Origin of the sequence: Herbiconiux sp. UC225_62, from assembly GCF_042694625.1 — a bacterium.
Lineage (GTDB): Bacteria > Actinomycetota > Actinomycetes > Actinomycetales > Microbacteriaceae > Herbiconiux.
This window is the reverse complement of the sequence record NZ_CP170551.1, coordinates 3929795-3954829: the sequence shown is the minus strand read 5'-3', so window position 1 is coordinate 3954829 and position 25035 is coordinate 3929795. Positions and strand designations below refer to the sequence as shown.

General features: G+C 68.4%; 23 protein-coding genes and 4 tRNA genes. 16 read left to right on the top strand and 11 right to left on the bottom strand.

The genetic code is table 11. The annotated features are described in order from the left end of the window. Nucleotides 1–61: 61 nt before the first annotated feature. Entirely contained in the window at nucleotides 62–355 is a 294-nt protein-coding gene (locus ACFJGU_RS19315) for a DUF4193 domain-containing protein (protein ID WP_022897746.1), read from the top strand. On the opposite strand, the gene ACFJGU_RS19310 is transcribed toward ACFJGU_RS19315, so the two are convergent. Beyond that, nucleotides 352–804 carry a DUF3093 domain-containing protein gene (locus tag ACFJGU_RS19310; protein WP_382305754.1) on the bottom strand — a complete coding sequence of 151 codons (453 nt, stop codon included), beginning with the start codon at nucleotides 802–804 and terminating at the stop codon, nucleotides 352–354. The genes ACFJGU_RS19315 and ACFJGU_RS19310 overlap by 4 nt on opposite strands. A 39-nt stretch (nucleotides 805–843) precedes the next feature. On the opposite strand from ACFJGU_RS19310, the gene dut reads away from it, so the two are divergent. The 6 genes from dut (at nucleotide 844) to dxs (ending at nucleotide 10184) form a co-directional block, all read left to right on the top strand. Next, nucleotides 844–1302, top strand: coding sequence for a dUTP diphosphatase (dut, locus tag ACFJGU_RS19305; RefSeq protein WP_382305752.1), 459 nt, complete (start codon nucleotides 844–846; stop codon nucleotides 1300–1302). Next, complete coding sequence (locus ACFJGU_RS19300) at nucleotides 1299–1994, top strand: DUF3710 domain-containing protein (protein ID WP_382305750.1); 696 nt, start codon at nucleotides 1299–1301, stop codon at nucleotides 1992–1994. The genes dut and ACFJGU_RS19300 overlap by 4 nt, the downstream gene beginning before the upstream one ends. Nucleotides 1995–1996: 2 nt before the next feature. Then, the gene (locus tag ACFJGU_RS19295; protein WP_382305748.1) at nucleotides 1997–2758 is read left to right on the top strand and encodes a DUF3159 domain-containing protein; all 762 of its coding nucleotides are present in this window, start codon (nucleotides 1997–1999) and stop codon (nucleotides 2756–2758) included. 22 nt (nucleotides 2759–2780) lie between these two features. Next, a complete protein-coding gene (locus ACFJGU_RS19290; RefSeq protein ID WP_382305747.1) occupies nucleotides 2781–5174 on the top strand; it encodes an HAD-IC family P-type ATPase in 2394 nt (797 codons plus the stop codon). Nucleotides 5175–5303: 129 nt separating this feature from the next. Then, complete coding sequence (locus tag ACFJGU_RS19285) at nucleotides 5304–8141, top strand: aconitate hydratase (RefSeq protein ID WP_382305745.1); 2838 nt, start codon at nucleotides 5304–5306, stop codon at nucleotides 8139–8141. A 63-nt stretch (nucleotides 8142–8204) separates the two neighbouring features. Further along, nucleotides 8205–10184, top strand: a complete 1980-nt coding sequence (gene dxs, locus ACFJGU_RS19280; protein WP_382305743.1) for a 1-deoxy-D-xylulose-5-phosphate synthase — start codon at nucleotides 8205–8207, stop codon at nucleotides 10182–10184. Nucleotides 10185–10191: 7 nt separating this feature from the next. Here dxs and ACFJGU_RS19275 read toward each other — a convergent pair whose 3' ends face one another. The 5 genes from ACFJGU_RS19275 to ACFJGU_RS19255 all read right to left on the bottom strand — a co-directional run bounded on the left by ACFJGU_RS19275 (nucleotide 10192) and on the right by ACFJGU_RS19255 (nucleotide 16060). Then, complete coding sequence (locus ACFJGU_RS19275) at nucleotides 10192–10704, bottom strand: dihydrofolate reductase family protein (protein WP_382305741.1); 513 nt, start codon at nucleotides 10702–10704, stop codon at nucleotides 10192–10194. Nucleotides 10705–10822: 118 nt separating this feature from the next. Continuing rightward, the gene (locus tag ACFJGU_RS19270; protein ID WP_382305739.1) at nucleotides 10823–12967 is read right to left on the bottom strand and encodes a 3-hydroxyacyl-CoA dehydrogenase NAD-binding domain-containing protein; all 2145 of its coding nucleotides are present in this window, start codon (nucleotides 12965–12967) and stop codon (nucleotides 10823–10825) included. Continuing rightward, the gene (locus ACFJGU_RS19265; RefSeq protein ID WP_382305737.1) at nucleotides 12964–14178 is read right to left on the bottom strand and encodes a thiolase family protein; all 1215 of its coding nucleotides are present in this window, start codon (nucleotides 14176–14178) and stop codon (nucleotides 12964–12966) included. Before ACFJGU_RS19265 ends, ACFJGU_RS19270 begins: the two co-directional genes overlap by 4 nt. 72 nt (nucleotides 14179–14250) lie before the next feature. Next, on the bottom strand, nucleotides 14251–15471 hold the full coding sequence (locus ACFJGU_RS19260; protein WP_382305735.1) for a ribonuclease D: 1221 nt from the start codon (nucleotides 15469–15471) through the stop codon (nucleotides 14251–14253). Next, the gene (locus ACFJGU_RS19255) at nucleotides 15464–16060 is read right to left on the bottom strand and encodes a DUF3000 domain-containing protein (RefSeq protein ID WP_092552712.1); all 597 of its coding nucleotides are present in this window, start codon (nucleotides 16058–16060) and stop codon (nucleotides 15464–15466) included. Before ACFJGU_RS19255 ends, ACFJGU_RS19260 begins: the two co-directional genes overlap by 8 nt. A 73-nt stretch (nucleotides 16061–16133) precedes the next feature. Here ACFJGU_RS19255 and ACFJGU_RS19250 point away from each other — a divergent pair, with 73 nt between their 5' ends. Continuing rightward, nucleotides 16134–17315, top strand: a complete 1182-nt coding sequence (locus tag ACFJGU_RS19250; protein ID WP_382305733.1) for an alpha/beta hydrolase family protein — start codon at nucleotides 16134–16136, stop codon at nucleotides 17313–17315. Nucleotides 17316–17392: 77 nt separating this feature from the next. Here ACFJGU_RS19250 and ACFJGU_RS19245 read toward each other — a convergent pair whose 3' ends face one another. Together ACFJGU_RS19245 and ACFJGU_RS19240 are read right to left on the bottom strand one after the other, a co-directional pair. Beyond that, on the bottom strand, nucleotides 17393–17830 hold the full coding sequence (locus ACFJGU_RS19245; protein ID WP_092552715.1) for a SufE family protein: 438 nt from the start codon (nucleotides 17828–17830) through the stop codon (nucleotides 17393–17395). Nucleotides 17831–17856: 26 nt separating this feature from the next. Continuing rightward, nucleotides 17857–18759, bottom strand: a complete 903-nt coding sequence (locus ACFJGU_RS19240) for a sulfurtransferase (protein WP_382305731.1) — start codon at nucleotides 18757–18759, stop codon at nucleotides 17857–17859. Nucleotides 18760–18865: 106 nt separating this feature from the next. Between ACFJGU_RS19240 and zapE the strand changes: the two genes are divergently transcribed. Both zapE and ACFJGU_RS19230 read left to right on the top strand, forming a co-directional pair. Further along, on the top strand, nucleotides 18866–19900 hold the full coding sequence (zapE, locus tag ACFJGU_RS19235) for a cell division protein ZapE (protein WP_382305729.1): 1035 nt from the start codon (nucleotides 18866–18868) through the stop codon (nucleotides 19898–19900). 224 nt (nucleotides 19901–20124) lie between these two features. Continuing rightward, complete coding sequence (locus ACFJGU_RS19230; RefSeq protein ID WP_382305727.1) at nucleotides 20125–21363, top strand: ammonium transporter; 1239 nt, start codon at nucleotides 20125–20127, stop codon at nucleotides 21361–21363. A 26-nt stretch (nucleotides 21364–21389) separates the two neighbouring features. Here the strand turns inward: ACFJGU_RS19230 and ACFJGU_RS19225 are convergent, their stop codons facing one another. After that, complete coding sequence (locus ACFJGU_RS19225; RefSeq protein WP_382305725.1) at nucleotides 21390–22178, bottom strand: EI24 domain-containing protein; 789 nt, start codon at nucleotides 22176–22178, stop codon at nucleotides 21390–21392. Nucleotides 22179–22307: 129 nt separating this feature from the next. Continuing rightward, nucleotides 22308–22380 (bottom strand) — tRNA-Val (locus ACFJGU_RS19220). Nucleotides 22381–22457: 77 nt separating this feature from the next. On the opposite strand from ACFJGU_RS19220, the gene ACFJGU_RS19215 reads away from it, so the two are divergent. The 4 genes from ACFJGU_RS19215 to ACFJGU_RS19200 all read left to right on the top strand — a co-directional run bounded on the left by ACFJGU_RS19215 (nucleotide 22458) and on the right by ACFJGU_RS19200 (nucleotide 23297). Beyond that, nucleotides 22458–22886 carry a hypothetical protein gene (locus ACFJGU_RS19215; RefSeq protein ID WP_382305723.1) on the top strand — a complete coding sequence of 143 codons (429 nt, stop codon included), beginning with the start codon at nucleotides 22458–22460 and terminating at the stop codon, nucleotides 22884–22886. A gap of 103 nt (nucleotides 22887–22989) precedes the next feature. After that, nucleotides 22990–23061 (top strand) — tRNA-Gly (locus ACFJGU_RS19210). Between the two features lie 56 nt (nucleotides 23062–23117). After that, nucleotides 23118–23191, top strand: a tRNA-Cys gene (locus ACFJGU_RS19205). A gap of 31 nt (nucleotides 23192–23222) precedes the next feature. Next, nucleotides 23223–23297: transfer RNA gene (locus tag ACFJGU_RS19200), tRNA-Val, on the top strand. Between the two features lie 39 nt (nucleotides 23298–23336). On the opposite strand, the gene ACFJGU_RS19195 is transcribed toward ACFJGU_RS19200, so the two are convergent. Continuing rightward, on the bottom strand, nucleotides 23337–23942 hold the full coding sequence (locus ACFJGU_RS19195; RefSeq protein ID WP_382305721.1) for a GNAT family N-acetyltransferase: 606 nt from the start codon (nucleotides 23940–23942) through the stop codon (nucleotides 23337–23339). 29 nt (nucleotides 23943–23971) lie between these two features. Between ACFJGU_RS19195 and ACFJGU_RS19190 the strand changes: the two genes are divergently transcribed. Both ACFJGU_RS19190 and ACFJGU_RS19185 read left to right on the top strand, forming a co-directional pair. Continuing rightward, complete coding sequence (locus ACFJGU_RS19190; protein WP_382305719.1) at nucleotides 23972–24337, top strand: PGPGW domain-containing protein; 366 nt, start codon at nucleotides 23972–23974, stop codon at nucleotides 24335–24337. An 83-nt stretch (nucleotides 24338–24420) separates the two neighbouring features. After that, nucleotides 24421–24945 carry a DUF6790 family protein gene (locus tag ACFJGU_RS19185; RefSeq protein WP_382305717.1) on the top strand — a complete coding sequence of 175 codons (525 nt, stop codon included), beginning with the start codon at nucleotides 24421–24423 and terminating at the stop codon, nucleotides 24943–24945. The last annotated feature ends 90 nt before the right edge of the window (nucleotides 24946–25035 follow it).

Sequence of the window (25035 nt, the reverse complement as noted above, 5' to 3'; positions counted from 1 at the left end):
GTTTGATGCAAACTAACGCCGCCGATTTCGTTAATGGGCTGTATTCAAGAAGTGGATGGGCATGGCGACTGATTACGACGCACCGCGTAAGACCGATGACGATTCCGATTCGATCGAAGCGCTGAAGGAGCGAGTTCCGGACAAGATGTCCGGCGTCGTGGACGTCGATGACGCCGACAACCCGGGTGGTTTCGAACTGCCCGGCGCCGACCTCTCCGACCTCGATCTCGATGTCGTCGTCCTGCCCCCGCAGGCCGACGAATTCACCTGCATCAGCTGCTTCCTCGTGAAGCACCGCTCGCAGATCGATCACGAGGAGAAGCTCGGGGCGATCTGCGTGGAGTGCGCCTCCTAGCGCTGCGAGGCCTGCACGGCATCGATGAAATCGCCGGGACGCCGGGTCGACACCAACCAGTACGGTGTCGGATCCTGCGGATCGGCGATTTGCATTTTAACGACCGGGTCGATCCAGCCCCGGATGCAGAGCCAGGCCCGGGCGTCGGCCAGCCGGCCGCGCTGTTCACGGGCTTCCTCGCCCCGGTAAGCCGTGCATTCGCCGAGAAGATCGGCGGGGATCGTCGCGCGACCCACCCGAACGGTCCCGCCCGTCACGTCCAGCACCGGTGCCATCGCCCAAATCGTGCCGATGAGCCCGACGTAGAGCACGACGCCCACCACCGAGCCCACGAGCCAGCCGTTGATCGTGGTCAGTGGAGCGAAGACGATGATGCTCGCGGGCACCACCAGGGCGATGGAGACGAAGACCCAGAGCGAAGGAGAGAGCCTCTCCCGATAGTGCGACATGCCTCTATTCGATCATCCTTTCTGCACTACCCTCGACTCGTGACTTCTTCCACCGAGATCCTCATCACCGCGCAGAACGTGCCGAGTTACGCCCACCCCGGCGACGCGGGCGCCGATCTGCTCTCCAGCGAAGACGTCACCCTGGCGCCGGGCGAGCGGCGGATGGTCGGCACCGGCGTCTCGATCGCCCTGCCCGACGGCTACGTCGCCTTCGTCGTGCCGCGCAGCGGCCTGGCCGCCAAGCACGGCATCACCGTGGTGAACTCGCCGGGAACCGTCGACGCGGGCTACCGCGGCGAGATCAAGGTCATCCTCCTCAACACCGACAGCCAGGTGCCGTACGATATCGCCGTCGGCGACAGAATCGCGCAACTGATCGTGATGCCGGTGACCCGAGCCGTGTTCGTGCCCGTCGAGACGCTCCCCGGGAGCCATCGGGGCGAGGGCGGCTTCGGCTCCACCGGATACTCGTCGCCTACGAACGGAAACCAGTCATGAGCGACAAAGACATCGTCCCCGGCGACGACCAGCCCGACATCGAACAGGCCGACAGCGAGCTCGTGGAGGCCACGGATGCCGCTGCCTCCGACGTCGACCGCGACGCGAAGTCCGCGCCGGCCGACCGAGCGACCGAGGGACCCTTCGATGCGACGGAGGCGAATCCGGCGCGCCCCTACGTCGACCTCGGCGGCCTCAAGATCCTGCCCCGCGAGGGGCTCCACCTCCGCCTGGAGGTCGAGGAGGGCACCAACCGTGTGGTGGCCGTGGGCCTCGACTACGCCGGGTCGACGCTGCAGGTGCAGGCCTTCGCCGCCCCACGATCGACCGGACTCTGGCACGAGATCCGCGAGCAGATCGAAGACCAGATCCTCAAGCAGGGCGGTCAGAGCACCACGCAGGTGGGCGTGTTCGGGCCCGAGCTCGTGGCCGGGGTGCCGGCCACGGCGCCCGACGGCACCCAGGGTCTGCGGATCGCGCGTTTCGTCGGGGTCGACGGGCCGCGCTGGCTGCTCCGCGGTGTGATCGCGGGCGACGCCATCACGAACCCGGCGGCGCAGACGGCTCTGGAAGACCTGTTCCGGAGCGTGGTCGTGGTGCGCGGTTCGCAGCCGATGCCGCCGCGCGACCTCATCCCGCTCACCATCCCGAAGACCGCGGCCTCGGGCGGCGCCGCCCCGGCCGCCTCTTGACGATGGCCGACGACCCGGGCGCGAACCGCGCATCCGTGCCGGGTGACCCGGACTCCGGCGAGAGCCGCCCGGTCACCTTCCACGAGGCCTTCGCCCAGGCCGCCCGCAACTCCGGCATCGGCGCGGTGACGCCCGGTGAGGCGCCGACCAGTTCGTCACTGCTCAAGGCGATCGGCGGGGTGCGCGGGCTGATCGAGTCGATCCTGCCGGGCCTGGCCTTCCTCGTGATCTTCACCGTCACCAAGAACCTGGTGCTCTCGGTCTCCGCGCCGGTGGCGTTGTCGGTGGTGTTCGTGATCATCCGGCTGGTCACCCGGAGTGCCGTGATGACGGCGGTCGCCGGCCTTCTGGGCGTGGGGATCTCGGCCGGTCTCGCCCTGTTCACGGGTCGGGCCGAGGACAATTTCGTGCTCGGCATCGTGATCAACGTCGTCTGCCTCGTGGTGCTGCTGGTCTCTCTGATCGCCCGCCGACCGCTGATCGGCATCATCGTGGGCCTCCTCGTGAACGATCCGGGCGGCTACCGCACCGACCGGGCCAAGGGTCGCGTGGTGCTGGTGGCGACCTGGTGCTGGGTGGGCCTGTTCGCGACGCGACTGGCCTTCGAGGTTCCGCTGTACCTCACCGCCCAGACCGAGCTGCTCGGCTACATCAAGCTGATCCTCGGCGTTCCCCTCTACGCCGGGATGCTCTGGGTCACCTGGTTGCTGGTGCGAGCCGCCTACTCGAAGACCCGGCCCGCGGCATCCGCCGAGCCGTCCTGATCCGGGGCGCGGGGGAGCGGCGATGGGAGACGGGGGTCTCACCGAAGCGGAGGTCGCCGATCGGGTCGCGCGCGGGCTGACGAACGTCGCCGACACCTCGACCTCGCGGTCGGTCGGCAGCATCCTGCGCGAGAACGTCTTCACCTTCTTCAACGCCATCCTCACCGTCTGCTTCCTCGCCGTGGTGCTGCTCGGCGACATCGGCGACGGCCTGTTCTTCGGCATCGTGATCGTGAACTCGCTGATCGGCATCGTGCAGGAACTGCGCGCCAAGGCGAGTCTGGAGCGCCTGGCCCTCCTGGCCGCTCCCGAGACCGCCGTGCGCCGGGGTGGCGAGGTGGTGGTGATCGCGCCCGAGCAGGTGGTGCTCGACGACCTGATGCTGTTGCGTCCCGGCGACCAGGTGACGGCGGATGCACAGCTCGACGCGGTGGCCGATCTGCTGGTCGACGAGTCGATGCTCACCGGCGAATCCGAACCGATCGCCAAGCGGCCGGGCGACACGCTGCTCTCCGGCTCGCTCGTGGTCTCGGGCACCGCGCAGGCGCGCGTGACGGCCGTCGGGGCGCAGTCCTACGCCAACACGCTCACCCGGGAGATCAAGCGGCACACGCTCGTGCACTCGGAGTTGCGGGCGGCCACCACGCGCATCCTGGTGTACCTGACGTGGATCCTCATCCCGGTGATCGTGATCGTGATCATCGGGCGCATCCTGGTGTACGGCGCCGCCGGGCCCGACGGCGTGTTCGAGCTCTCCGATCTGGGTCAGGTGCCCTACGCCTCGTGGCGGCTGGCCGCGCTCGACACCGTCGCGAGCGTCGTCGGCATGATCCCCGAGGGGCTCGTGCTGCTCACCAGCCTCGCCTTCGGAGTGGCCGTCATCCAACTCGGCCGGCAGAAGGTGCTGGTGCAGGAGCTCGCCGCGGTGGAGGTGCTCGCCCGCGTCGACGTGCTCTGCCTCGACAAGACCGGCACGCTCACCACGGGCGAGATCGGCTTCGAGCGCCTGGTGACGCTCGACGACGACTTCCGTGACGACGAGCTCGACGCCGTGCTGGGTCTCATCGCCCACGACGTCGCGGCCAACCAGACCGCGCTGGCCCTGCGTCCGCACTTCGGGGCCGACGACTCGATCGTGCTCGAGCGGCTGCCGTTCAGCTCCCGGCGGGCCTTCAGCGCCATCACCTTCGAGCGTGACGGCCGGCCGCAGACGTGGCTGCTCGGTGCGCCCGAGCGGCTGCTGAGCGGCGCTCCGGATGCCCTCCGCCAGGCCACCGAGATCGCCGCGACGGGCCGCCGCTCACTCGCGCTGGGCCTCGGCGCAGGGCTCGCCAGCGACTACGCCGACACCGAGTCACCCGGCGGCGGATTCCGCCCTGCGGCCATCGCCGTGTTCCACGAGTCGGTGCGTCCGGATGCTCGCCCCACGCTGGAATACTTCGACGAGCAGGACGTGCGGGTCGTGGTGCTCTCGGGCGACAACCCGGTGACCGTGGGCGCGATCGCGGGGGAGCTCGGCCTCTCGGGCCAGGCGGTCGACGCCAGCGCCCTCACGGCCGACGGCGCCGTCACCGAGGCGCTCGACGCGTCGAGCGTGTTCGGGCGGGTGGCTCCGGAGCAGAAGCGCAACGTGGTGCACGCCCTGCAGGCCCAGGGCCGCACGGTCGCGATGACCGGCGACGGCGTGAACGACGCCATGGCCATCAAGGATGCCGATCTGGGCATCGCCATGGGCAATGCGACGCCCGCCACGCGCGCGGTGTCGCGCATCGTGCTGCTCGAGGGCCGCTTCGATCGCCTGCCGACCGTGCTCTCCTACGCCCGACGGGTGATCGCGAACGTCGAGCGGGTGTCGAACCTGTTTCTCACCAAGACCGTCTACGGCATCGTGCTCGCCCTCGTGAGTGCGGTGCTGCTCTGGAAGTTCCCGTTCCTGCCCCGGCAGATGACGCTGGTCTCCTCGCTCGCCATCGGCATCCCGTCGTTCTTCCTCGCGCTGGCACCCAATCGCCGGCGCTATCAGCCGGGAGTGCTGAAGCGGGTGCTCGCCTTCTCGGTGCCCACGGGCTTGATCGCGGCGGCTGCCTGCGTGGCGAGCTTCGCGGTGCTGCGCGAGAACCTGCCGCTCGGCGAGGCGAGGAGCCTCGCCACAGTGACCCTCTTCGTCGTGTCGCTCTGGGTGCTCAGCGTTCTGGCCCGCCCGCTGAGCGGATGGCGGATCGGCATGGTCGCCGGGGTCACGGTCGTCTTCGTGCTCGCCTACCTGGTGCCACTCGCCCGCGACTTCTTCGCGCTCGAGGTGCAGAGCATCCCGGCCCTCCTGTACGCCGTCGCCGTGGGACTCGCGGGGGCACTCGGGGTGGAGCTGTGGTACCGGATCGCCCGGAGCCGCGGACTCGTCTCCGACCGGGAGTGACGCTCGTCACCGGGTGCTATATTTATCTTGACGTCAAGATAAATGTGCGTGTCGGGTAAGGAGAGCCTTGCTAGCCTCCGCCCCCGGCGCGAACCAAGATTGTGGTGAATCAGCGAAGGTGAGGTCGACGTGTCGGCAGTGAACAGTTTCGGATCCAAAGACACTCTGAAGGTCGGAGACGCGTCTTACGAGGTCTACAGAATCGATCAGGTCCCCGGCTACGAGAAGCTGCCGTTCAGCCTCAAGGTGCTGCTCGAAAACCTCCTCCGCACCGAAGACGGCGCGAACATCACGGCGGAGCACATCAAGGCGCTCGGCGGCTGGGTTCCGACGGCAGAGCCCGACACCGAGATCCAGTTCACCCCGGCGCGCGTGGTGATGCAGGACTTCACCGGCGTGCCCTGCATCGTCGACCTCGCCACCATGCGCGAGGCGGTCGGCGCCCTGGGCGGCGACCCCACCAAGATCAACCCGCTCGCGCCCGCCGAGCTCGTCATCGACCACTCGGTCATCGCCGACCTGTTCGGCACCGAGAACGCGCTCGAGCGCAACGTCGAGATCGAATACGAGCGGAACGGCGAGCGCTACCAGTTCCTCCGGTGGGGCCAGACGGCGTTCGACGACTTCAAGGTCGTGCCGCCCGGAACCGGCATCGTGCACCAGGTGAACATCGAGTACCTGGCGCGCGTCACCTACACCCGCGAGGTCGTCGACTCCTTCGGTCAGACCGTTCTCCGCGCCTACCCCGACACCTGTGTCGGCACCGACTCGCACACCACGATGGTCAACGGCCTGGGTGTGCTCGGCTGGGGCGTCGGCGGCATCGAGGCCGAGGCGGCCATGCTCGGCCAGCCGGTCTCCATGCTCATCCCGAAGGTCGTGGGCTTCAAGCTCTCCGGCTCCATCCCGCCCGGTGTCACGGCGACGGATGTCGTGCTCACCATCACCGAGATGGTGCGCAAGCACGGCGTGGTCGGCAAGTTCGTCGAGTTCTACGGCGAGGGCGTCGGCGAGGTCCCGCTCGCGAACCGCGCGACCATCGGCAACATGAGCCCCGAGTTCGGCTCCACTGCCGCCATGTTCCCGATCGACGACGTCACCCTCGACTACCTGCGCCTCACCGGGCGCAGCGAGGAGCAGGTCGCCCTGGTCGAGGCCTACTCGAAGCTGCAGAAGCTCTGGCACAACCCCGACGAGGAGCCCGTCTTCAGCGAGTACCTCGAGCTCGACCTCGCCACCGTGGTGCCCTCGATCTCGGGCCCGAAGCGCCCGCAGGACCGCGTGGAGCTGAGCGTCGCCAAGTCGACCTTCATCCGCGACCTGGAGAACTACGCCAACGCCGACCAGGATCTCTCCCGCGTCGACGCCGCGGTGGAGGGCACGTTCCCCGCCTCCGACCCGCTCGGCTTCACCGCACAGGACGAGGACACGGCCCACGAGTACTCGCACACCCACGTGTCCCACGCCCCGGGTGCGCTCTCCCGCCCCACCGCGGTGAAGACGGCGGCCGGCGACAGCTACACGCTCGATCACGGTGCGGTCGCCGTCGCGGCGATCACCTCGTGCACCAACACCTCGAACCCGAGCGTCATGCTCGCGGCCGGCCTCCTCGCCCGCAACGCGAACAAGCTGGGCCTCAAGGCCAAGCCCTGGGTCAAGACCACGCTGGCACCGGGCTCGAAGGTCGTCACCGACTACTACGAGAAGGCCGGCCTGACGGGCGACCTCGAGGCGCTCGGCTTCTACACGGTGGGCTACGGATGCACGGTGTGCATCGGCAACACCGGCCCGCTGATCGACGAGGTGAGCGCGGCCATCAACGACAACGACCTCGCCGTCACCGCGGTGCTCTCGGGCAACCGCAACTTCGAGGGCCGTATCTCGCCCGACGTGAAGATGAACTACCTCGCATCGCCGCCGCTGGTCATCGCCTACGCCCTCGCCGGCTCGATGAACTTCGACTTCGAGGTCGACGCGCTCGGCCAGGACAAGGACGGCAACGACGTGTTCCTGCGCGACATCTGGCCCGACGCGGCCGAGGTGCAGCAGACCATCGACACCTCGATCAACACCGAGATGTTCACCCACGAGTACTCGAGCGTCTTCGAGGGCGATGAGCGCTGGCGCTCGCTGCCCACGCCCACCGGGCCCGTGTTCGAGTGGGACTCGGAGTCGACCTACGTCCGGAAGCCCCCGTACTTCGACGGCATGACGCTTGAGACCACCCCGGTTTCCGACATCGCCGGCGCCCGGGTGCTCGCGAAGCTCGGCGACTCGGTCACCACGGACCACATCTCGCCGGCCGGCAACATCAAGGCCGACAGCCCGGCCGGTCACTACCTCGATGCCCACGGCGTCGACCGCAAGGACTACAACTCCTACGGATCGCGGCGTGGCAACCACGAGGTGATGATCCGCGGCACCTTCGCGAACATCCGCCTGAAGAACCAGCTGCTCGACGGCGTGGAAGGCGGGTACACCCGCGACTTCACCCAGCCCGACGGCCCGCAGTCCTTCATCTACGACGCCTCGCAGAACTACCAGGCGGCCGGAACGCCGCTGGTGATCTTCGGCGGCAAGGAGTACGGATCGGGTTCGTCGCGCGACTGGGCCGCGAAGGGAACGTCGCTCCTCGGAGTCAAGGCCGTGATCGTCGAGAGCTTCGAGCGCATCCACCGCTCGAACCTCATCGGCATGGGTGTGGTACCGCTGCAGTTCCCCGCCGGTGAGAGCTGGGCGTCGCTCGGCCTCGACGGCACCGAGGTCGTCTCGATCTCGGGCATCGAGGAGCTCAACGAGGGTCGCACCCCGAAGACGGTGCACGTCGTGGCCGCACCGAGCGAGCACTCGCCCGCCGGCAAGGAGACGATCGAGTTCGACGCGGTGGTGCGCATCGACACCCCCGGTGAGGCCGACTACTACCGCAACGGCGGCATCCTCCAGTACGTGCTGCGCAGCCTCGTCTGAGAGTCCTCTTCCGACCGCTCGGCGTAGACTGCAAGATCACGCTGTCATGGGAAGGTGGAGGGTATGAGCCTGCTTGAAGGGATCAACGAACCCCGCGACCTCGACGCCCTCTCGGCCGACCAGCTCGAAACGCTGGCGGCCGAGATCCGCGCCTTCCTGATCGCGGAGGTGTCGAAGACGGGCGGGCACCTCGGCCCGAACCTGGGGGTGGTGGAGACCACCATCGCCATCCACCGGGTGTTCGATTCCCCGCGCGATGCGATCGTGTTCGACACCGGGCACCAGTCGTACGTGCACAAGCTGCTGACGGGGCGTCAGGACTTCTCGGGGCTCCGCCAGAAAGGTGGCCTCGCCGGTTACCCGCAACGCTCGGAGAGCCCGCACGACGTCGTGGAGTCGTCGCACGCCTCCAGTTCGCTCTCCTGGGCCGACGGCATCTCGCGCGCGTTCGAGATGACCGGCCAGCTCGACCGGCACGTGGTGGCGGTTGTGGGCGACGGAGCGCTCACCGGTGGCATGACCTGGGAGGCGCTGAACAACATCAGCGACGACAACTCGCGCAATCTGGTGATCGTCGTCAACGACAACGGCCGCTCCTACGCCCCGACCATCGGCGGGATGGCGCGCTACCTGAACTCGGTGCGGACGAAGCAGAAGTACCACGATCTGCATCAGTCCAGCCGCAAGATGGCGGAGCGGCTCGGAGCCCCCGCACGGGCCCTCTACCGCGGGGCCCGAGGCGGGCTGCACGGCTTCCTCAGCCGTATGACGAACAACAACTCGCTCTACGCGAACCTCGACATCAAGTACCTCGGGCCGATCGACGGGCACGACCTGGCGGCGATGGAGGAAGCGCTCCGGCAGGCCAAGGAGTACGCCGCCCCGGTGATCGTGCACGCCATCACCGAGAAGGGCCGCGGCTACGAGCCGGCCCGCACGGATGCGGCCGACCAGTTCCACGCGGTGGGCCAGATCGATCCCGAGACGGGGGAGCCGCTCTCCGCGCCCTCGGGTGCGCCCTCCTGGACGGGCGTGTTCGCCGACGAGATCGTGCGTCAGGCCGAACAGGACCCGACGATCGTGGGCATCACCGCCGCCATGCTGCGGCCGACCGGTCTGCACAAGTTCGCCGAGCGCTTCCCGACCCGCGTCTTCGACGTCGGCATCGCCGAGCAGCACGCCGTGACCTCCGCGGCCGGCCTCGCCTTCGGCGGTCTGCACCCGGTCGTCGCGCTCTACGCCACCTTCGTGAACCGCGCCTTCGACCAGGTGCTGATGGATGTCGGGCTCCACCAGGCCGGAGTCACCTTCGTTCTCGACCGGGCCGGCGTCACCGGGCCCGACGGCGCGAGCCACCACGGAATGTGGGACCTGGCGATCCTGCAGGTGGTGCCGCGCATCCGCCTCAGCGCCCCGCGCGACGCGGCGCGCCTCCGCGAGGAGCTCGCCGAGGCGGTGCGGGTGACGGATGCGCCGACGGTCATCCGCTTCCCCAAGGGCAACGTCGGCGACGACATCCCGGCCCTCCGCCGCACGCCCGACGGCGTCGACGTGCTCCGCGAAGACGAGAAGAAGGATGTGCTGCTCGTCGCCGTGGGCACGATGGCCGACCTCGCGCTGAAGGTCGCGGAGCTGCTCGAGGCCCAGGGCATCGGCAGCACCGTGGTCGACCCGCGCTGGGTGGTGCCCGTGCCGTGGTCGATCATCGAGCTCTCGGATGCGCACCGCATCGTCGTGACAATCGAAGACGGCGTGCGGGTGGGCGGCATCGGCACGCGCATCCGGCAAGACCTGCGCGAGGCCGGGGTCGACACCGCGTTGACGGAGTTGGGGTTGCCCGACGAGTTCCTCGAGCACGCCACGCGCTCCGAGATCCTGCAGCGAGTGGGACTCACACCCGAGCAGATCGCCGAAGACCTCGTCGCGCAGGTGCGCGGAAACAAGATCCCGATCGCCCGGCCGCTGAGCGCACCGGCCGGCACCCCGGCCCCTGCGGCGGGCACGGACACCGACACCGGTTCGCTTCACCCCCTGGTGCGGTAGACCGCACCTATCGCGCCGCTCGGGAAGACCTGCGTGCTCGCGAGCTCGAACGTGCCTGAGTTGCGCGATACCGGCAGCAGCGACGCTCCCGCCCCGAGCACCACGGGCATCGTGGTGAGAAGATCTCGTCGAGCAATCCCGCGTCGGCCACCTGGGCCGCGACCTCGCCGCCGCCCACGATCCAGATGTTCTTGTCGCCGGCCGCCGCCACCCATTCCGCGTGCAACTCGGCGATGTCGCCCGCGGCGAATCGGATGGCGGTGCCCCCCTCGATGGGCGGCAGCTTCCGCGACGTGAGCACCCATGCGGCCTGCTCGGAGTAGCCCCACGGACTGCCCTCGGCCAGCAGCCACGCGTACGTGCGCGACCCCATCACCACCACCCCCACGTCGGCGATGAACGCCTCGTAGTCGGCGGTGAACTCCTCGAACCCGAACTGCATCAGCCAGTCGAGCCCGTTGTCACGATCGGCGATGAACCCGTCGATGCTGGCGGCCGCGTAGTACTGCGTCTTGGTCATGCACCGACGCTACCGCCGCCCACCGACACGGGCGCGGGTCGTCGGAAAACGCAAACGTGGCGCCGACCGAGCCCTATACGGCCGCAGTCGACGCCACGTTTGCGCTTTCGAACGGGGGCTACTCCACGCCGCGGATGACGGGGTGGTGGAAGGTGTCGCCGAACACGCGCTCCGAGGCACCCACGCGGTCGAGGTAGGGCGTGAGGCCGCCCATCTGGAACGGGTAGCCGGCGCCGAGGATGAGGCAGAGGTCGATGTCCTCCGCCGCGTGCACCACGTCGTCCTCGAGCATCCGGTGCACCTCGTCGGCCAGGCCGTCTTCGACGCGGCGCAGGATCTCGGCCTCGGTCATCGGCTTCGCCTCGCCCTTCGGCGGGGTCACGATCTTCACGGCCTCCTTGTCGAAGCCGGTGATCTTGCCCTTGGCATCGCGGTCGAAGATCTTGCCGTGCTCGGCGAGCTTGTGCAGGTTCGCGCTCTCGAAGAAGCGGTCGGGGAAGGCGGCGTGGTGCGTGTCGAGCACGTGCGCCCCCACCTTCAGCCCCACGAGCTCGAGCAGCTCGAACGGCGTCATCGGCAGGCCGAAGGGGGCCAGCGCCCGGTTCATCACCTCGAAGGAGGTGCCGGTGTCGACGGCGTGCATCGCCTCGCCCAGCACCTTGGCCAGGATGCGGTTCACCACGAACCCGGGGGTGTCGCGCGTGATCACGGCGTTCTTCTTGAGCTTCGCGGCGGTGACCATCGCGGTCGACAGGGTCGCCTCATCCGTCGCCGGCGCGTTCACGACCTCGACCAGGGGCATGACGGCCACCGGGTTGAAGAAGTGGAAGCCCACCAGGCGCTCCGGATGCGCGAGCTTCGCACCGATCTGCTCCACCGAGAGCGACGACGTGTTCGTCGCCAACACCGCGGTGTCGGAGACGTGCTTCTCGATCTCGGCGAAGACGTCCTGCTTCACCCCGAGCTCCTCGAACACGGCCTCGATCACCCAGTCGGCGTCGTTGAACTCGGCCTTGTCGGTGGTGCCGTGGATGAGCGCGTTGAGGCGATTCGACTCGTCGGGGGAGATGCGACCCTTCGACAGCAGCGTGGCGATCTCACCGCGGATGTAGTCGAGCCCCTTGTCGACGCGTGACTGGTCGAGGTCGGTGATGACCACGGGCACCTGGAGACGCCGCACGAACAGCAGCGCGAACTGCGACGCCATGAGACCGGCGCCGATGATGCCGACCTTCGTGACGGGCTTGGCGAGCGCCTTGTCGGGCGCACCGGCCGGCCGCTTCGCACGCTTCTGCACCAGGTCGAAGGCGTAGATGGATGCCCGGAACTGGTCGCCCGCGATGAGCTCGGCCAGCGCCTCGTCTTCGCGCTCGAAGCCCTCCTCGGGCGTGCCCGACTTGGCGGCCTTCAGCAGGTCGAGGGCCGCGTACGGCGACTTCGCGACGGTGCCGATGCGCGACTCGAGCATCTTGCGGGCGATGCCGATCGCGACATCCCACTTCACCATCCGCTCGATCTTGCCGGGCTCGTTCGGTCGCTTCACCTTGATGCGGCCGGAGAGCACGCCGTCGGCCCAGACGAGCGAGTCCTCGAGGTAGTTCGCGGGACCGAAGATGGCATCGGCGATGCCGAGGTCGAACGCTTCCTGGCCCTTGAGCATCCGGTTGTTCTTCAGCGGGTTCTCGATCACGACCTTCAGGGCGTTCTCGATGCCGATGAGGTTCGGAAGCAGGTAGGCGCCGCCCCAGCCCGGGATGATGCCGAGGAAGACCTCGGGCAGCGCGAGCGCCGGGGTGGACGAGTCGATGGTGCGGTAGTCGGCCGCGAGGGCCACCTCCACGCCGCCGCCGAGCGCCAGGCCGTTCACGAAGGCGAAGGACGGCACGCCGACCTTCTTCATCTTGCCGAAGACGAAGTGCCCGAGCTGGGCCATCTTCTTGGCGACCTCTTTGCTCGGGATCTCGCCCACCTTGCTGAGATCCGCACCAGCGGCGAGGATGTACGGCTTGCCGGTGACGGCCACGGCGTCGATCTCGCCGGCCGCCGCCCGTGCGGTGAGAGCATCCAGCGTCGCCCCGTACTCGGTAAGGGTGACCGGGCCCAGGGTGTTCGGCCGCGTGTGGTCACGCCCGTTGTCGAGCGTGATGAGGGCGAGCGTCTTGCCGCTCGGCAGCCGGATGTCGCGCACGTAGGAGTGGGTCACGACCTCGTCGGCCGACAACTCCTCCAACCCGCTGAAATCGATGGTGGAGTAGTCGGTCATCGTCCCGCCTTCTTCGAAGCCTTCTTGTTCCAGTTCGGGTTCTCCCAGATGACCGTGCCGCCCTGGCCGAGGCCGATGCACATGGCGGTGACGCCGTAGCGCACCTCCGGGTGCTCCTCGAACTGGCGGGCGAGCTGGATCATGAGCCGCACCCCGGAGGAGGCGAGCGGGTGGCCGAGGGCGATCGCGCCGCCGTACTCGTTCACGCGCGGGTCGTCGTCGTCGATGCCGAAGTGGTCGAGGAACGAGAGCACCTGCACCGCGAAGGCCTCGTTCAGCTCGAACAGGCCGATGTCGTCGATCGAGAGGCCCGCCTTGCGCAGCGCCTTCTCGGTGGAAGGCACCGGGCCGATGCCCATGATCTCGGGCTCCACGCCCGCGAAGGCGAAGGAGACGAGCCGCATCTTGACCGGGAGCCCGAGCTCCTTGGCCATGTGCTCACTCGCGATGAGCGAGGCGGTGGCGCCGTCGTTGAGGCCCGAGGAGTTTCCCGCGGTGACGCGGCCGTGCGGGCGGAACGGGGTACGGAGGCTCGCGAGGCCTTCCATCGTGGTCTCGGGGCGCGGCGCCTCGTCACGCGTGGCCAGACCCCAGCCCTCGGCGCTCTTCGTGGCGACCGGGATGAGGTCGGGCTGGATCTTGCCCGCCTCGTAGGCGGCGGCGACCTTCTGCTGGCTGCGCATCGCGTAGCGGTCGGAGCGCTCCTTGGTGAGCTGAGGGAAGCGGTCGTGGATGCGCTCGGCCGTGTTGCCCATGTTGAGGGCCTCGGCACTCACGAGCTTCTCCGCGAGGAAGCGCGGGTTGGGATCGGCGTTGAAGCCCATCGGATGCCGGCCCATGTGCTCCACGCCACCCGCGATCGCGAGGTCGTAGGCTCCGAAGGCGATGGCGCCGGCGGTGGTGGTGACGCTCGTCATCGCCCCCGCGCACATCCGGTCGATCGCGTAGCCCGGCACCGAGAGCGGCAGTCCCGCGAGCAGCGCCGCGGTGCGGCCGAGGGTCAGGCCCTGGTCGCCCTGCTGCGTCGTGGCGGCGATCGCCACGTCGTCGATCAGCTCTTTGGGAACATTCGGGTTGCGTTCGAGCAATCCGATGATCGCCTTGACGACCAGGTCGTCTGCTCGGGTCTGCCAGTACATGCCCTTTTCGCCCGCACGCCCGAACGGGGTGCGTACACCGTCGACGAAAACGACTTCAGATCTTTCGGCCACTATGCCTCCTGGGATTGGATCGGATTCGAGTCTAGAACCGCCCATTCCCGGGCTGGAATCGATTGATTCTTCCTACGAATCAACTTCCTCGGGGTTCTCAGGGCTTTGGTGAGGATCTACAAAGGCCTGCAGGATCGGCTGTGCAGTCAGTTCAATCTGCCACGGCCGTGCACCGAGCTCACGGAGGCCGTCCGAGACGCTCTCGAGCGTCAGCGGATCGGGGGCGTTCCACGAGATCCGGCGCAGGAAATCCGGGGTAAGCAGGTTCTCGAGCGGGATGTCGTGCTCGGCCGACACCGCGCTCAGCGCCGCCCGCGCGGCCTTCAGCCGGGCATCCGCCTCCGGGTTCTTGTCCGACCAGCTGCGCGGTGGCGGGAGGGTGTCGGTGGCTCGTTTCTGCACCGGGATGTCGTCGGTCGTGAGGGCGCGTTCGATGGCGGCCCACCAGCGGTCGAGCTCGGAGCGGCTGGCGCGACCGGAGAACTGCTTGAGCGCGGCGAGTTCGCGGCGCGAGGCGGGCAGGGCGCGTGCAGCCACCAGCAGCGAGGCATCCGGAACCAGGCGGCCGGGCGCGGTATCGGTCTCGCGAGCCAGTTCGTCGCGGGCCAGCCAGAGCTCGCGGGCGGCGGCGAGGTGCCGATCGGCGCGGAGGGCGTGGATGCCGCTGAGCCGCCGCCAGGGCTCGGCGAGTGGCGGCTTCTCCTCCTTCGCCACGACGGCGGCGAACTCCTGGGCGGCGATCTCGAGCTTGCCCTGCTCCTTCAGCAGCACGGCCATCGAGTCGCGCAGGTCGATCAGCAGCTCCACGTCGAGGGCGGCGTACTCGAGCCACGAGGCGGGGAGTGGTCGCGTCGACCAGTCGGCCGCCGAGTGCTCCTTCGCCAGGTGCACACCCAGCAGTTCCTCCACCACGGTGCCGAGACCCACGCGTGGGATGCCGAGCAGGCGCGCGGCGAGCTCGGTGTCGAACACGGTGGTCGGGTCGAGACCCACCTCGCGCAGGCACGGCAGGTCTTGGCTGGCCGCGTGCAGCACCCACTCCACGCCACCGATCACCGACTGCAGGGGAGCGAACTCCTCGATCGCCGGAGGGTCGATGAGGAAGGTGCCGGAGCCGCGCCGGTAGAGCTGGATGAGATAGGCCCGTTGGGAGTAGCGGAAACCGCTGGCCCGCTCGGCGTCGACCGCCACCGGGCCCGTGCCGAGGGCCAGTGCCTCGACCGCGTCGTGGAATTCGTCGACCGTGCTGATCACGGTGCGTTCAGGTACTTCGATCAGTTCTTCGTCACTCACGTTTGGCTCGCCTGGTCTGCAACATCGTCACACCATCGACGACGGGTGGCAGACCGGCCAGCATGCAGAGGAGTTCGCTCCAGCCCTCGACATGGGCCTGGAGGTTGTGGTCTGTAGGGGTCCAGGATGCCCGCAACTCGATCTGAGCGCCATCACCCTGGCTCGACAGCTCGCCGAAACCGGTCGAGATGATCTTGGTCGCGGTGCCGGAGGCGCTCGTGTAGTTGGCGCCACGAGCATCCAATGCGTCGACCAGCCACGACCAGGCGACGTCGGCGAGGAAGGGGTCGAGGCCGATCTCGGTCTCCAGCGGTGCCTGCGCGAAGCAGACCACCCGGAACTCGCCTCCCCAGGCCTCCGGCCGATCCTCGTCGTAGAGCAGGATGAAGCGTCCGGTGCCCAGTTCCGAGTCGGCGCCGTGCCGCGCGGGCGTGACATCGGCGGCGAGAGCGACGGCGTGGGGAGCGAGGTTCGCCGGGGCGGGGATCTCGTGCACCACGAGCTCGGCGCGCGTGTCGGCCCGTCGCAGCGAGTCGAGCGCTGCGCCGAAGGCCGCCGGGACGTCCGGCGTGAAGGGGGAATCGGCCACGTCTGCAGACTAGAGTTCTTTACGTTCCGGCGGGCGAAGGCACGCCGGATGGAATCGTGGAGGGACGGCAAACGTGAGTCCGAGAGCATCCGAACCGGCCCGCGTTCCCGGCTGGGCCGTGGTCGCGCTGGCGGCCGGCACCGCCGCCACCCTCGCCGCAGCGGCGGGCGCCGTCATGACCGCCCTGATGTCGCGGGCCATCGTCATCCCGTCGCTCCCGGTCGACGACGTGCGCATCCTCGGCTACGACGAGGAGAACGGCACGGTCGCGCTCTCGGTCAGCGCCGACTCGATCCTGCCCGGGCTCTACAGTCTGCGGTTCTCCGGTGACACGGGCCACGCCCGACTGGGCGAGGTGCTGAGCGTCTCCGATGGCATCGTGGTGCGCTCGGTCATCCAGGTCGACTACGGCGACCTCGCGCGCGCCCGGAACGGGCGCATCAGCGGGTGGTACTACATCCATCCCCGCGAGCTCGACGTTCCCGTCGACGAGGTCGAGGTGTTCACCCCGGTCGGGCCGGCGCCGGCCTGGTTCGTGCCGAGCGCCGACGGCTCGCCGGCCAAATGGGTGATCCAGGTGCACGGGCGCGGGGTGCGCCGGGGCGAGACCATCCGTGCCATACCGGTCTTCCGCGAGCACGGGTACAACACGCTGAGCATCTCCTACCGCAACGACGGCGAGGCCCCGCGCTCCTCCGACGGGCGCTACGCCCTCGGCGACATCGAGTGGCAGGACCTGGATGCCGCGATCACCTACGCGGTCGACCACGGCGCCCAGGACATCGTGCTGATGGGCTGGTCGATGGGCGGCGCCATCGCGCTCCAGGCGATGGGGCGTGCGGTGCACCGCGACCGCATCCGTGCCATCGCGCTCGAGTCACCGGCCGTCGACTGGCGTGACGTGCTGCGCTACCACGGCCGGGCCCGTCACGCGCCGGAACTCGTGGGCGACGCCGCGTTCGCCACCGTCACGCATCCGTGGGGCCGCGTGGTGACGGGCCAGGAGCAGCCGCTCGACCTCGACCGGCTCGACTTCGTGAAGCGCTCCGACGAGGTCGACGTGCCGCTGCTCATCCTGCATTCCGACGACGACGGATACGTGCCATCGACCGGGTCGCGGAAGCTCGCCGAAGCGCGCCCCGATCTGGTCACCTTCGTGCCGTTCTCGGTGGCGCGCCACACCAAGCTCTGGAACTACGACCGCGCCAAGTGGACCACCGCGATCGACGCCTGGCTCACGACGAACGGTCTCTAGACGTCGTAAAGCGCAAACCTCGCCTCAACCGGCGTGCAATACGCCGCGGATTCAGCGACGTTTGCGGTTTCCGACGATCACGCCGCGAGACGCTCGCGGATCTGGCGCTTGGTGCGCCCGAGCATGGCCGTCATCCCGCGGATGCGCAGCGGCGACACCGCCTCGGTGAGCCCGATCGTGTTCGGGAAGTCATCGGGGATGCCGAGCACCTCGTCGACGGGCAGGCCGTCGATGCCCTGCACGAGGATCGACGCGAAGCCGCGCGTGGTGGGCGACTCCTTCGGTGCGGTCGCGAACAGGTGCACCACGCCGTCGGTCACCTCCACGAAGATGAACACCGGCGACTGGCACTCCACGACGCGTTCGAACAGATCCGGATGCTCCTGGTAGCGCGCCGGGAGCTCCGGGAGTTCGTTGGAGAACTCCAGGAGCATCTCGAGGCGGTCGCGCTGCTCGAGCGCGAGGAAGTCGTCGCGGATCTCGGCCAGCGACGCGGGAAGAGTTGACTCGGTCATCCCCTCCAGTATCCCTCGCGTTCGGACTACCGTGCCGCGGGGACCTCGCCGCGCTCGGCTCCGCGGACGATCGGCACGCGCACCGTGCTGCCCCACTCGGTCCACGAGCCGTCGTAATTGCGCACGTTCTCGAATCCCAGCAGGTGGGTGAGCACGAACCAGGTGTGGCTCGACCGCTCGCCGATGCGGCAGTAGGCGATCACCGGCTCGCCGTCGACGAGACCGGCCTCGCCGCGGTAGATCGCGTCGAGCTCGACCACGGGCTTGAAGGTGCCGTCCTCGGCGGCGGCCCGGGCCCACGGCACGTTCGCCGCGCTCGGGATGTGGCCGGCGCGCAGGGCGCCCTCCTCGGGGTAGGCGGGCGCGGTGGTGCGCTCCCCGCTGTACTCCTCGGGGGAGCGCACGTCGATCAGGGGGTGACCGAGGTGGGCGAGTACGTCGTCCTTGAAGGCGCGGATCTCCTCGTCGCGGCGCTCCACCACCGGGTAGTCCACGGCGACCGGCGCGGGGCGATCAGTCGTGATCGGGCGGCCCTCGGCGATCCACTTGTCGCGGCCGCCGTCGAGCAGGCGCACGTCCTCGTGGCCGAAGAGCGTGAACACCCAGAGCGCGTAGGCCGCCCACCAGTTGTTCTTGTCGCCGTAGATCACCACGGTGTCGTCGCGCGAGATCCCCTTGCCACCGAGCAGGGCCGAGAAGCCGGCGCCGTCGACGTAGTCGCGTTCGACGGGGTCGTTGAGGTCGGTGTGCCAGTCGATCTTCACCGAGCCGGGGATGTGGCCGGTCTCGTAGAGGAGCACGTCTTCGTCGGACTCCACCACCACGAGGCCGGGTTCGCCCAGGTGGGCCTCGAGCCAGTCGCCCGACACCAGGCGTTCGGGGTGGGCGTATCCGGCGAACTTCTCGGCGGGATCGGTCTCGACAGTCATTTCACAACCTCCAGTTAGGGTAGGTACAACCCCAGAAGAATCTAAGTCTTCCCGACTCCCCGCTGCACGTCGCGGGTCACATCTCGACACACAACAGGATCAGCAGATGACAGGTGAGCGGCAGGCCGTCGCCCCGCGCTTGACCGAGCGCTCCCCATCGATCTCCGGCACCGAGCTGGCCGGCACCCTCGTGCCCCCGCGCCAGTTCGACTCGGCGTCGTTCGAGAACTACCGGCCCGATCGCGACTATCCGTCGCAGGGCGAGGCTCTCGCGAAGCTCCGGCACTTCGCCGAGGGGTGGAAGCCCGCCAAGGCGGGAGGCTTCTTCGGCCGCGGCAAGAAGACCCCGGCGGCCAAGCCCGGGATCTATCTCGACGGCGGGTTCGGCGTGGGCAAGACGCACTTGCTGGCCGCACTCTGGCACGCCGCACCCGGCCCCAAGTACTTCGGCACCTTCATCGAGTACACCGCTCTCATCGGTGCCCTCGGGTATGCGAACGCCGTGCAGCTGTTCGCCGGCGCGAAGTTCATCGCCATCGACGAGTTCGAGCTCGACGACCCGGGCGACACCATGCTCATGACCCGCTTCCTCGGTGAGCTCGTCGCCAAGGGCACGCGACTGGCCGCGACCTCGAACACCCCGCCGAACGCCCTCGGCGAGGGGCGGTTCGCGGCGAGCGACTTCCTGCGCGAGATCCAGGCCATCGCCGACCGCTTCGACATCGTCCGCATCGACGGTCTCGACTACCGGCGCCGGGACATCGAGGGGCACGCGGCCGCGTTCGAGACCACGGACGCGCTCGACGCCGCCATCGAGGCGCACCTCGCGGCGGGGGAGCGGCTCACCTCCGACCCGTTCCTCGACCTGGTGCACCACCTCGGCAGCATCCATCCCTCCCGCTACATCAAGCTGATCGACGGCGTCGACACCATCGCCCTGAGCGACGTCACGCCGCTCACCGACCAGACGGATGCTCTGCGGCTGGTGGCCTTCATCGACCGCGTGTACGACGCGCAGATCCGCATCCTCGCGTCCGGCATCCCGCTCGACCAGGTGTTCGCCGGCGACATGCTGAACGGCGGCTACCGCAAGAAGTACCTGCGCGCGGCGTCGCGCATGATCGCCTCCGCCACTCGCTGAGATCGCGCATCCTTCTCCCGACGGATTCTCCGTCGGCCGAAACACGATGTTTACAAACGCGCTCACCGTGTAACACGGCGTACACAAACTACGTCGCCCCGCGAAACCTCTCTTGGGCAGACTGCCCCTTGCCTGCAATTGCGCCTACGGCCCCGTGCTAGCCGTGACCAACACAGCAATTTCAGACTTACCCGCCAGCACGTTCTAGAGAGGTAACCATTGATATGGAAGAAGTAACCGGCAACCTGAACTCACTGTGGTTGCTCGTTGCAGCCGCCCTAGTGCTCCTGATGACCCCCGGCGTCGCGTTCTTCTACGGCGGCATGGTCAAGGCGAAATCGGTCATCTCCATGATGATGATGAGCTTCGGAGCAATGGGCCTCGTCGGCGTCCTGTGGGTGCTGTACGGCTACGGACTCGCCTTCGGCACCCCGCTGATCCCCGGCATCGTCGGAAACCCCTTCGACGGCTCGATCGGCCTCACCAGCCTCCTCGGCATCGGTGAAGGCGGAGCGATGGACCCGGATCTCGCCGGACTCGCGTTCGCCGGATTCCAGGCGACCTTCGCGATCATCACCGTGGCCCTGATCTCGGGTGCGATCGCCGACCGCGCCAAGTTCGGCGCGTGGATGCTCTTCGCCGGCATCTGGGTCACCGTGGTCTACTTCCCGGTCGCCTTCATGGTCTTCAACCTCGCTGAGGGCTGGGCTCCGGTCTGGGGCGTCAACGACTTCGCCGGTGGAACCGCCGTCCACATCAACGCCGGTGCCGCTGCTCTCGCTCTCGCCCTGGTGCTCGGCAAGCGCGTCGGCTTCCAGAAGGGCATCCAGAAGCCGCACAACGTGCCGCTGACGCTGCTCGGTGCTGCGCTTCTCTGGTTCGGCTGGTTCGGCTTCAACGCCGGTTCCGAGGCCGCTGTCGACGGTGTCGCCGCGATCGCCTGGATCAACACCCTCGCCGCTCCCGCCGCCGCCATCATCGGCTGGCTGATCGTCGAGAAGATCAAGGACGGCAAGCCGACCTCGATCGGTGCCGCGTCGGGTGCCGTGGCCGGTCTGGTCGCCATCACCCCGGCCTGTAACATCCTGACCCCGGGCTGGGCCATCGTGCTCGGTGTGCTCGCCGGCGCCATCTGCGCCCTGGCGATCGAGCTCAAGTTCAAGCTCGGCTTCGACGACTCGCTCGACGTGGTGGGCATCCACCTCGTCGGCGGCCTCTTCGGAACGCTCTACATCGGTATCTTCGGCGCCGGCATCGGCCTCCTCGACACCGGTTCGCTGGAGCAGTTCGGCAAGCAGTTCGTCGCTGCGGCGGTCGTGATGGTCTACTCCTTCGTGATGGCGTTCATCATCGGCTGGATCATCCAGAAGACCATGGGCTTCCGCATCAAGAACGAGGACGAGGTCGCCGGTGTGGACACCACCGTTCACGGCGAAGAGGGCTACGTGCTCGAAGCCGTCTGATCCTCGCACCACACGTCGGCGGGGCGTCATCCTTCGGGATGGCGCCCCGCTTCCGTGTGCATCGGGGAACCGACGGCCGCTCCGATCGCGCCGCGGGCCAGCACGGTCGCTCCGGCCACCGCCGCCGGCATCGCGAACACCGCGCCGAGCGGCACGAGGAAGAGCAGGTAGGTGGCCACGCCGAAGCCGAGCGTGCGGGCGCGACGGGCGCCGAGCATCCGCCGGCGGTCGCGCAGACGCAGCTCGCGCGCGTCGAAGGCGAAGCCGGTGAGCTCGAGAGCGAGCACCCAGCCGCCGAAGAGGGCGGCGAGCACCGGGACGGCGATCTGGCCGGCCACGGGCACGAGGCCGACCACGAAGAGCACGACGCCGATCAGGACGGTGATGGCCAGAATGCGAAGGCCCGCGCCGATCCCGCGCGCCACCAGGCGCCAGAAGCGCCCTGAGGGCTCCTCGGGGGCGTCTCCGAGGGTCAGCTCGGTGGTGCGCCAGATCTGCTCGTAGAACGGATCTCCGACCGCGAGGGTGATGGCGGTGAAGGTGAAGACGACCAGCAGGACTCCCACACCCACCAGCGCGATCGCCGCCGAGACCCGGGTGATGGTGCGCCAGGGCTCGACCCAGCCGTCGGCGAACGGCGTCGCCCAGGCCGCGAGGTCGGGGGAGAAGACCGCGAGCACGACGATGCCGGCCAGGTACACGACGGCCACGATCAGGGCGGGCAGCGCGCCCAGGAGCATGAGCTTCGGCCGGGTCGCCCACAGCCCGAGCCCCCGCCCGAGCACGGCCACCCCTCCGAAGAACTCTCGAATCATCTCCCGAGCGTATCCGGGACACCGAGCCGTGCACCGCGAACGGCCACCCGAGAATGCGAGGCGACGCGCCTTGTCCCTCGCCCTTAACGACGTCGAGTCCCCGCTTGCGGGGACTCGACCGTATACGTGTGGGCGATACCGGACTCGAACCGATGACCTCTTCCGTGTGAAGGAAGCGCGCTACCAACTGCGCCAATCGCCCTGGGACAGTTATCGATACTAGTGGACGCACGAAGGTCTTGCGTGCACACCCGGGCGACGAGGTCCTAGAGTTCAGAAATGAGTGCTCCGTATTCGTCCTTCCCGCCCGGCTTCGCGCCGTATCCTGAGCCCGTCCGGCTCGGCGCGAAAAGGCCGGTCACGGGCATCATCTCGCTGGTTCTCGGCGCGGTCGTGTTCGGCGGCACCCTCATCGCGAAGCTCGCCGCCGCCGCGGTCACCGACACGCCCGAAGGAGTGATCTCGAGTCTCGGCGTGGCGGCGTTCTTCAGTCTGCTGCTCATCGTGCCCGCCGTGGTGCTCGGGCATCTGGCCGTCGCAGCCACGGCGAAGGGCGCCCGAGTCGGTCGCGGGATGGCGGTCGGAGCACTCGTGCTCGCCTACGTCGACCTGGTGCTGTTCCTGGTGCGCCTGCTGGCCGCGGCGATCGCCACCGCCGTCCTGGGCGACCCGAGCGCTTTCTTCTACAACGTGTTCTTCTGGGTGTGACACGCCGTGTTCTCGGCAGATTCACGCTGATGGCGTGTCATGGTTTGGCATTCGTCGAGCGAGTCGGATAGAGTCTCATCCGCACGCAGAAATGCGAGCAAATGCGGATGTGGCGCAGTGGTAGCGCATAACCTTGCCAAGGTTAGGGTCGCGAGTTCGAATCTCGTCATCCGCTCGAGTGAAGTTACTCGTTTGTGGCAACCCACGCGGTTTACACGAAAGCACGAACTGGGTGGCGTGGCCGAGAGGCGAGGCAGCGGCCTGCAAAGCCGTCCACACGGGTTCAAATCCCGTCGCCACCTCCACTCACACCACCGCAGGGGATAACACTCCAATGGGCGATTGGCGCAGCGGTAGCGCGCTTCCCTGACACGGAAGAGGTCACTGGTTCGATCCCAGTATCGCCCACCACCAAAGGGTCCGGATACGTTCTGGGCCCCTTTTTGTTGCTCAGAAGTCGATGCGGTAGACGCGGCGGCGCGGGGTGGGTGCCGAGACCTCGGTGAAGCCTGCGGTCTCGAAGATCGAGACCGTGCCGACGTAGAGCTCGCCCCAGGTGATCTCCGCCCCCGGCGCCACCACCATCGGATAGCCCTCCAGCGCCCGCGCCCCGCGCGATCGCGCGAACTCCGGCGTCGCCGCCGCGAGAGCCCGGCTCACGCCGCGCTTGCGGAACCCGGTGCGCACCACGAAACAGGTCACCGCCCACACGCCGTCGTCGCCCTTGTCCTCCTCCCGGCCCGCCCAGGGCACGCGCATCCGGAGCAGTCGGCGATACGCCGTTCGCGGCTCGACCGCGCACCAGCCGACCGGCTCGCCGTCGAGGTACGCCACCAGGCCGCTGGTCGACGCGGCCGACGGATGCCCGCATCCGCTCTGTGATCGCAGTCGCGCCGCGCGCTCCTCGAGCGGCACCCCGCCCCACTCCGAAACGCGGAACTTGAACCATTGGCACCGGCACCGCGCCGGCTCGCCTCGCTGTCCGAACACCACGTCGAGCTCGTCCGGGCTCGACAGGTTCGCCGGCACCACCGTGATCGTCCCGATTTCGGCCATATCCCAGTAAACCGCCCTACGGTCGGAGCATGGAAGCCACACCAGCCGACGACCAGACCGCCGGCGGGCGCCTGCCAGGACCGGCGGGGCGCACCCGGGCCTTGATCCGCCGCCATCCCACCGCGAACCGCGTCTACCGCACCGGGGTGGGTGTCGCGGGCGCCGGCACCGTCGCCCTCGGCGTCGTGATGATCCCGCTGCCCGGACCCGGCGCCCTCATCGCGGTCGGCGGGCTCGCGCTCCTCGGTACGGAGTTCGAATCCGCCAAGAAGGTCAGCACCAAGGCGAACGCGGCGGTGAAGAAGGGTTACGCCCTGGCGAAGACCAAGGCGGCCGAGCGCCGAGCGGCTCGACGTTCCACGCCGCCCGCTCCCGCCGGAACGCGGGAGACCTGACCCGAATCCGCACCACACCACCCCTGGACAGCGGAGCCCGGCACCTGGCATCCTGATGCCCAGCCGAAGGGGGGCGCGCGACCATGACCGAGCAATCCATCGCACCGGATGCCGCATCCGGGGGCAGCACAAGACCGAACCTCATCGTGGGACTCCTGCCCTTCGCCGGGGTGGCGCTCTTCGTCATCGCCGAGATCGTGACCCTCGCGGTCGCGGGGACCTCGGACTTCCTCGAGAACACCACGATGAACGCCGTGCTGTTCCTCATCGGCTCCTCCGGAATCGGCAACGGCATCGCCCACCTGTTCTTCGGCCCGGCCATCGCCCGGTCGATCGGCTGGCAACCCGGGCCGTTCCAGTTCGAGGTGGGCGCCGCCAATCTCGGCATCGGCATCGCCGGAGTCGTCGGGGCCTTCTACGGCCCAGAATTCTGGTTGGCCGTGATCATCGTGGATCTGGTGTTCCTCTTCCTCGCGGGCGCGGGGCACATCCGCGAGATCGCACGGAACAAGAACTTCTCGATCAACAACGCCGGACCGATCCTGTTTCTCGACTTCCTCATGCCGGCGTTCACGCTGTTCCTCTGGATCTGGTTGGCTCTCTCCTGAGACCGCCGGTCGGTGGCCGGTTGTCACGTCGATAGGATTGGTGGGTTCGATTCGACGGAAACAGGAGCACCTCACCCGTGGCAACAGGAT

Excerpts from the sequence above, each read along its gene's own strand:
- ACFJGU_RS19315 (WP_022897746.1), top strand. The coding sequence starts at position 62 with ATGGCGACTGATTACGACGCACCGCGTAAGACCGATGACGATTCCGAT.
- ACFJGU_RS19310 (WP_382305754.1), bottom strand. The coding sequence starts at position 804 with ATGTCGCACTATCGGGAGAGGCTCTCTCCTTCGCTCTGGGTCTTCGTC.
- ACFJGU_RS19300 (WP_382305750.1), top strand. The coding sequence starts at position 1,299 with ATGAGCGACAAAGACATCGTCCCCGGCGACGACCAGCCCGACATCGAA.
- ACFJGU_RS19295 (WP_382305748.1), top strand. The coding sequence starts at position 1,997 with ATGGCCGACGACCCGGGCGCGAACCGCGCATCCGTGCCGGGTGACCCG.
- ACFJGU_RS19290 (WP_382305747.1), top strand. The coding sequence starts at position 2,781 with ATGGGAGACGGGGGTCTCACCGAAGCGGAGGTCGCCGATCGGGTCGCG.
- dxs (WP_382305743.1), top strand. The coding sequence starts at position 8,205 with ATGAGCCTGCTTGAAGGGATCAACGAACCCCGCGACCTCGACGCCCTC.
- ACFJGU_RS19275 (WP_382305741.1), bottom strand. The coding sequence starts at position 10,704 with ATGACCAAGACGCAGTACTACGCGGCCGCCAGCATCGACGGGTTCATC.
- ACFJGU_RS19270 (WP_382305739.1), bottom strand. The coding sequence starts at position 12,967 with ATGACCGACTACTCCACCATCGATTTCAGCGGGTTGGAGGAGTTGTCG.
- ACFJGU_RS19245 (WP_092552715.1), bottom strand. The coding sequence starts at position 17,830 with ATGACCGAGTCAACTCTTCCCGCGTCGCTGGCCGAGATCCGCGACGAC.
- ACFJGU_RS19240 (WP_382305731.1), bottom strand. The coding sequence starts at position 18,759 with ATGACTGTCGAGACCGATCCCGCCGAGAAGTTCGCCGGATACGCCCAC.
- zapE (WP_382305729.1), top strand. The coding sequence starts at position 18,866 with ATGACAGGTGAGCGGCAGGCCGTCGCCCCGCGCTTGACCGAGCGCTCC.
- ACFJGU_RS19230 (WP_382305727.1), top strand. The coding sequence starts at position 20,125 with ATGGAAGAAGTAACCGGCAACCTGAACTCACTGTGGTTGCTCGTTGCA.
- ACFJGU_RS19225 (WP_382305725.1), bottom strand. The coding sequence starts at position 22,178 with ATGATTCGAGAGTTCTTCGGAGGGGTGGCCGTGCTCGGGCGGGGGCTC.
- ACFJGU_RS19215 (WP_382305723.1), top strand. The coding sequence starts at position 22,458 with ATGAGTGCTCCGTATTCGTCCTTCCCGCCCGGCTTCGCGCCGTATCCT.
- ACFJGU_RS19195 (WP_382305721.1), bottom strand. The coding sequence starts at position 23,942 with ATGGCCGAAATCGGGACGATCACGGTGGTGCCGGCGAACCTGTCGAGC.
- ACFJGU_RS19190 (WP_382305719.1), top strand. The coding sequence starts at position 23,972 with ATGGAAGCCACACCAGCCGACGACCAGACCGCCGGCGGGCGCCTGCCA.
- ACFJGU_RS19185 (WP_382305717.1), top strand. The coding sequence starts at position 24,421 with ATGACCGAGCAATCCATCGCACCGGATGCCGCATCCGGGGGCAGCACA.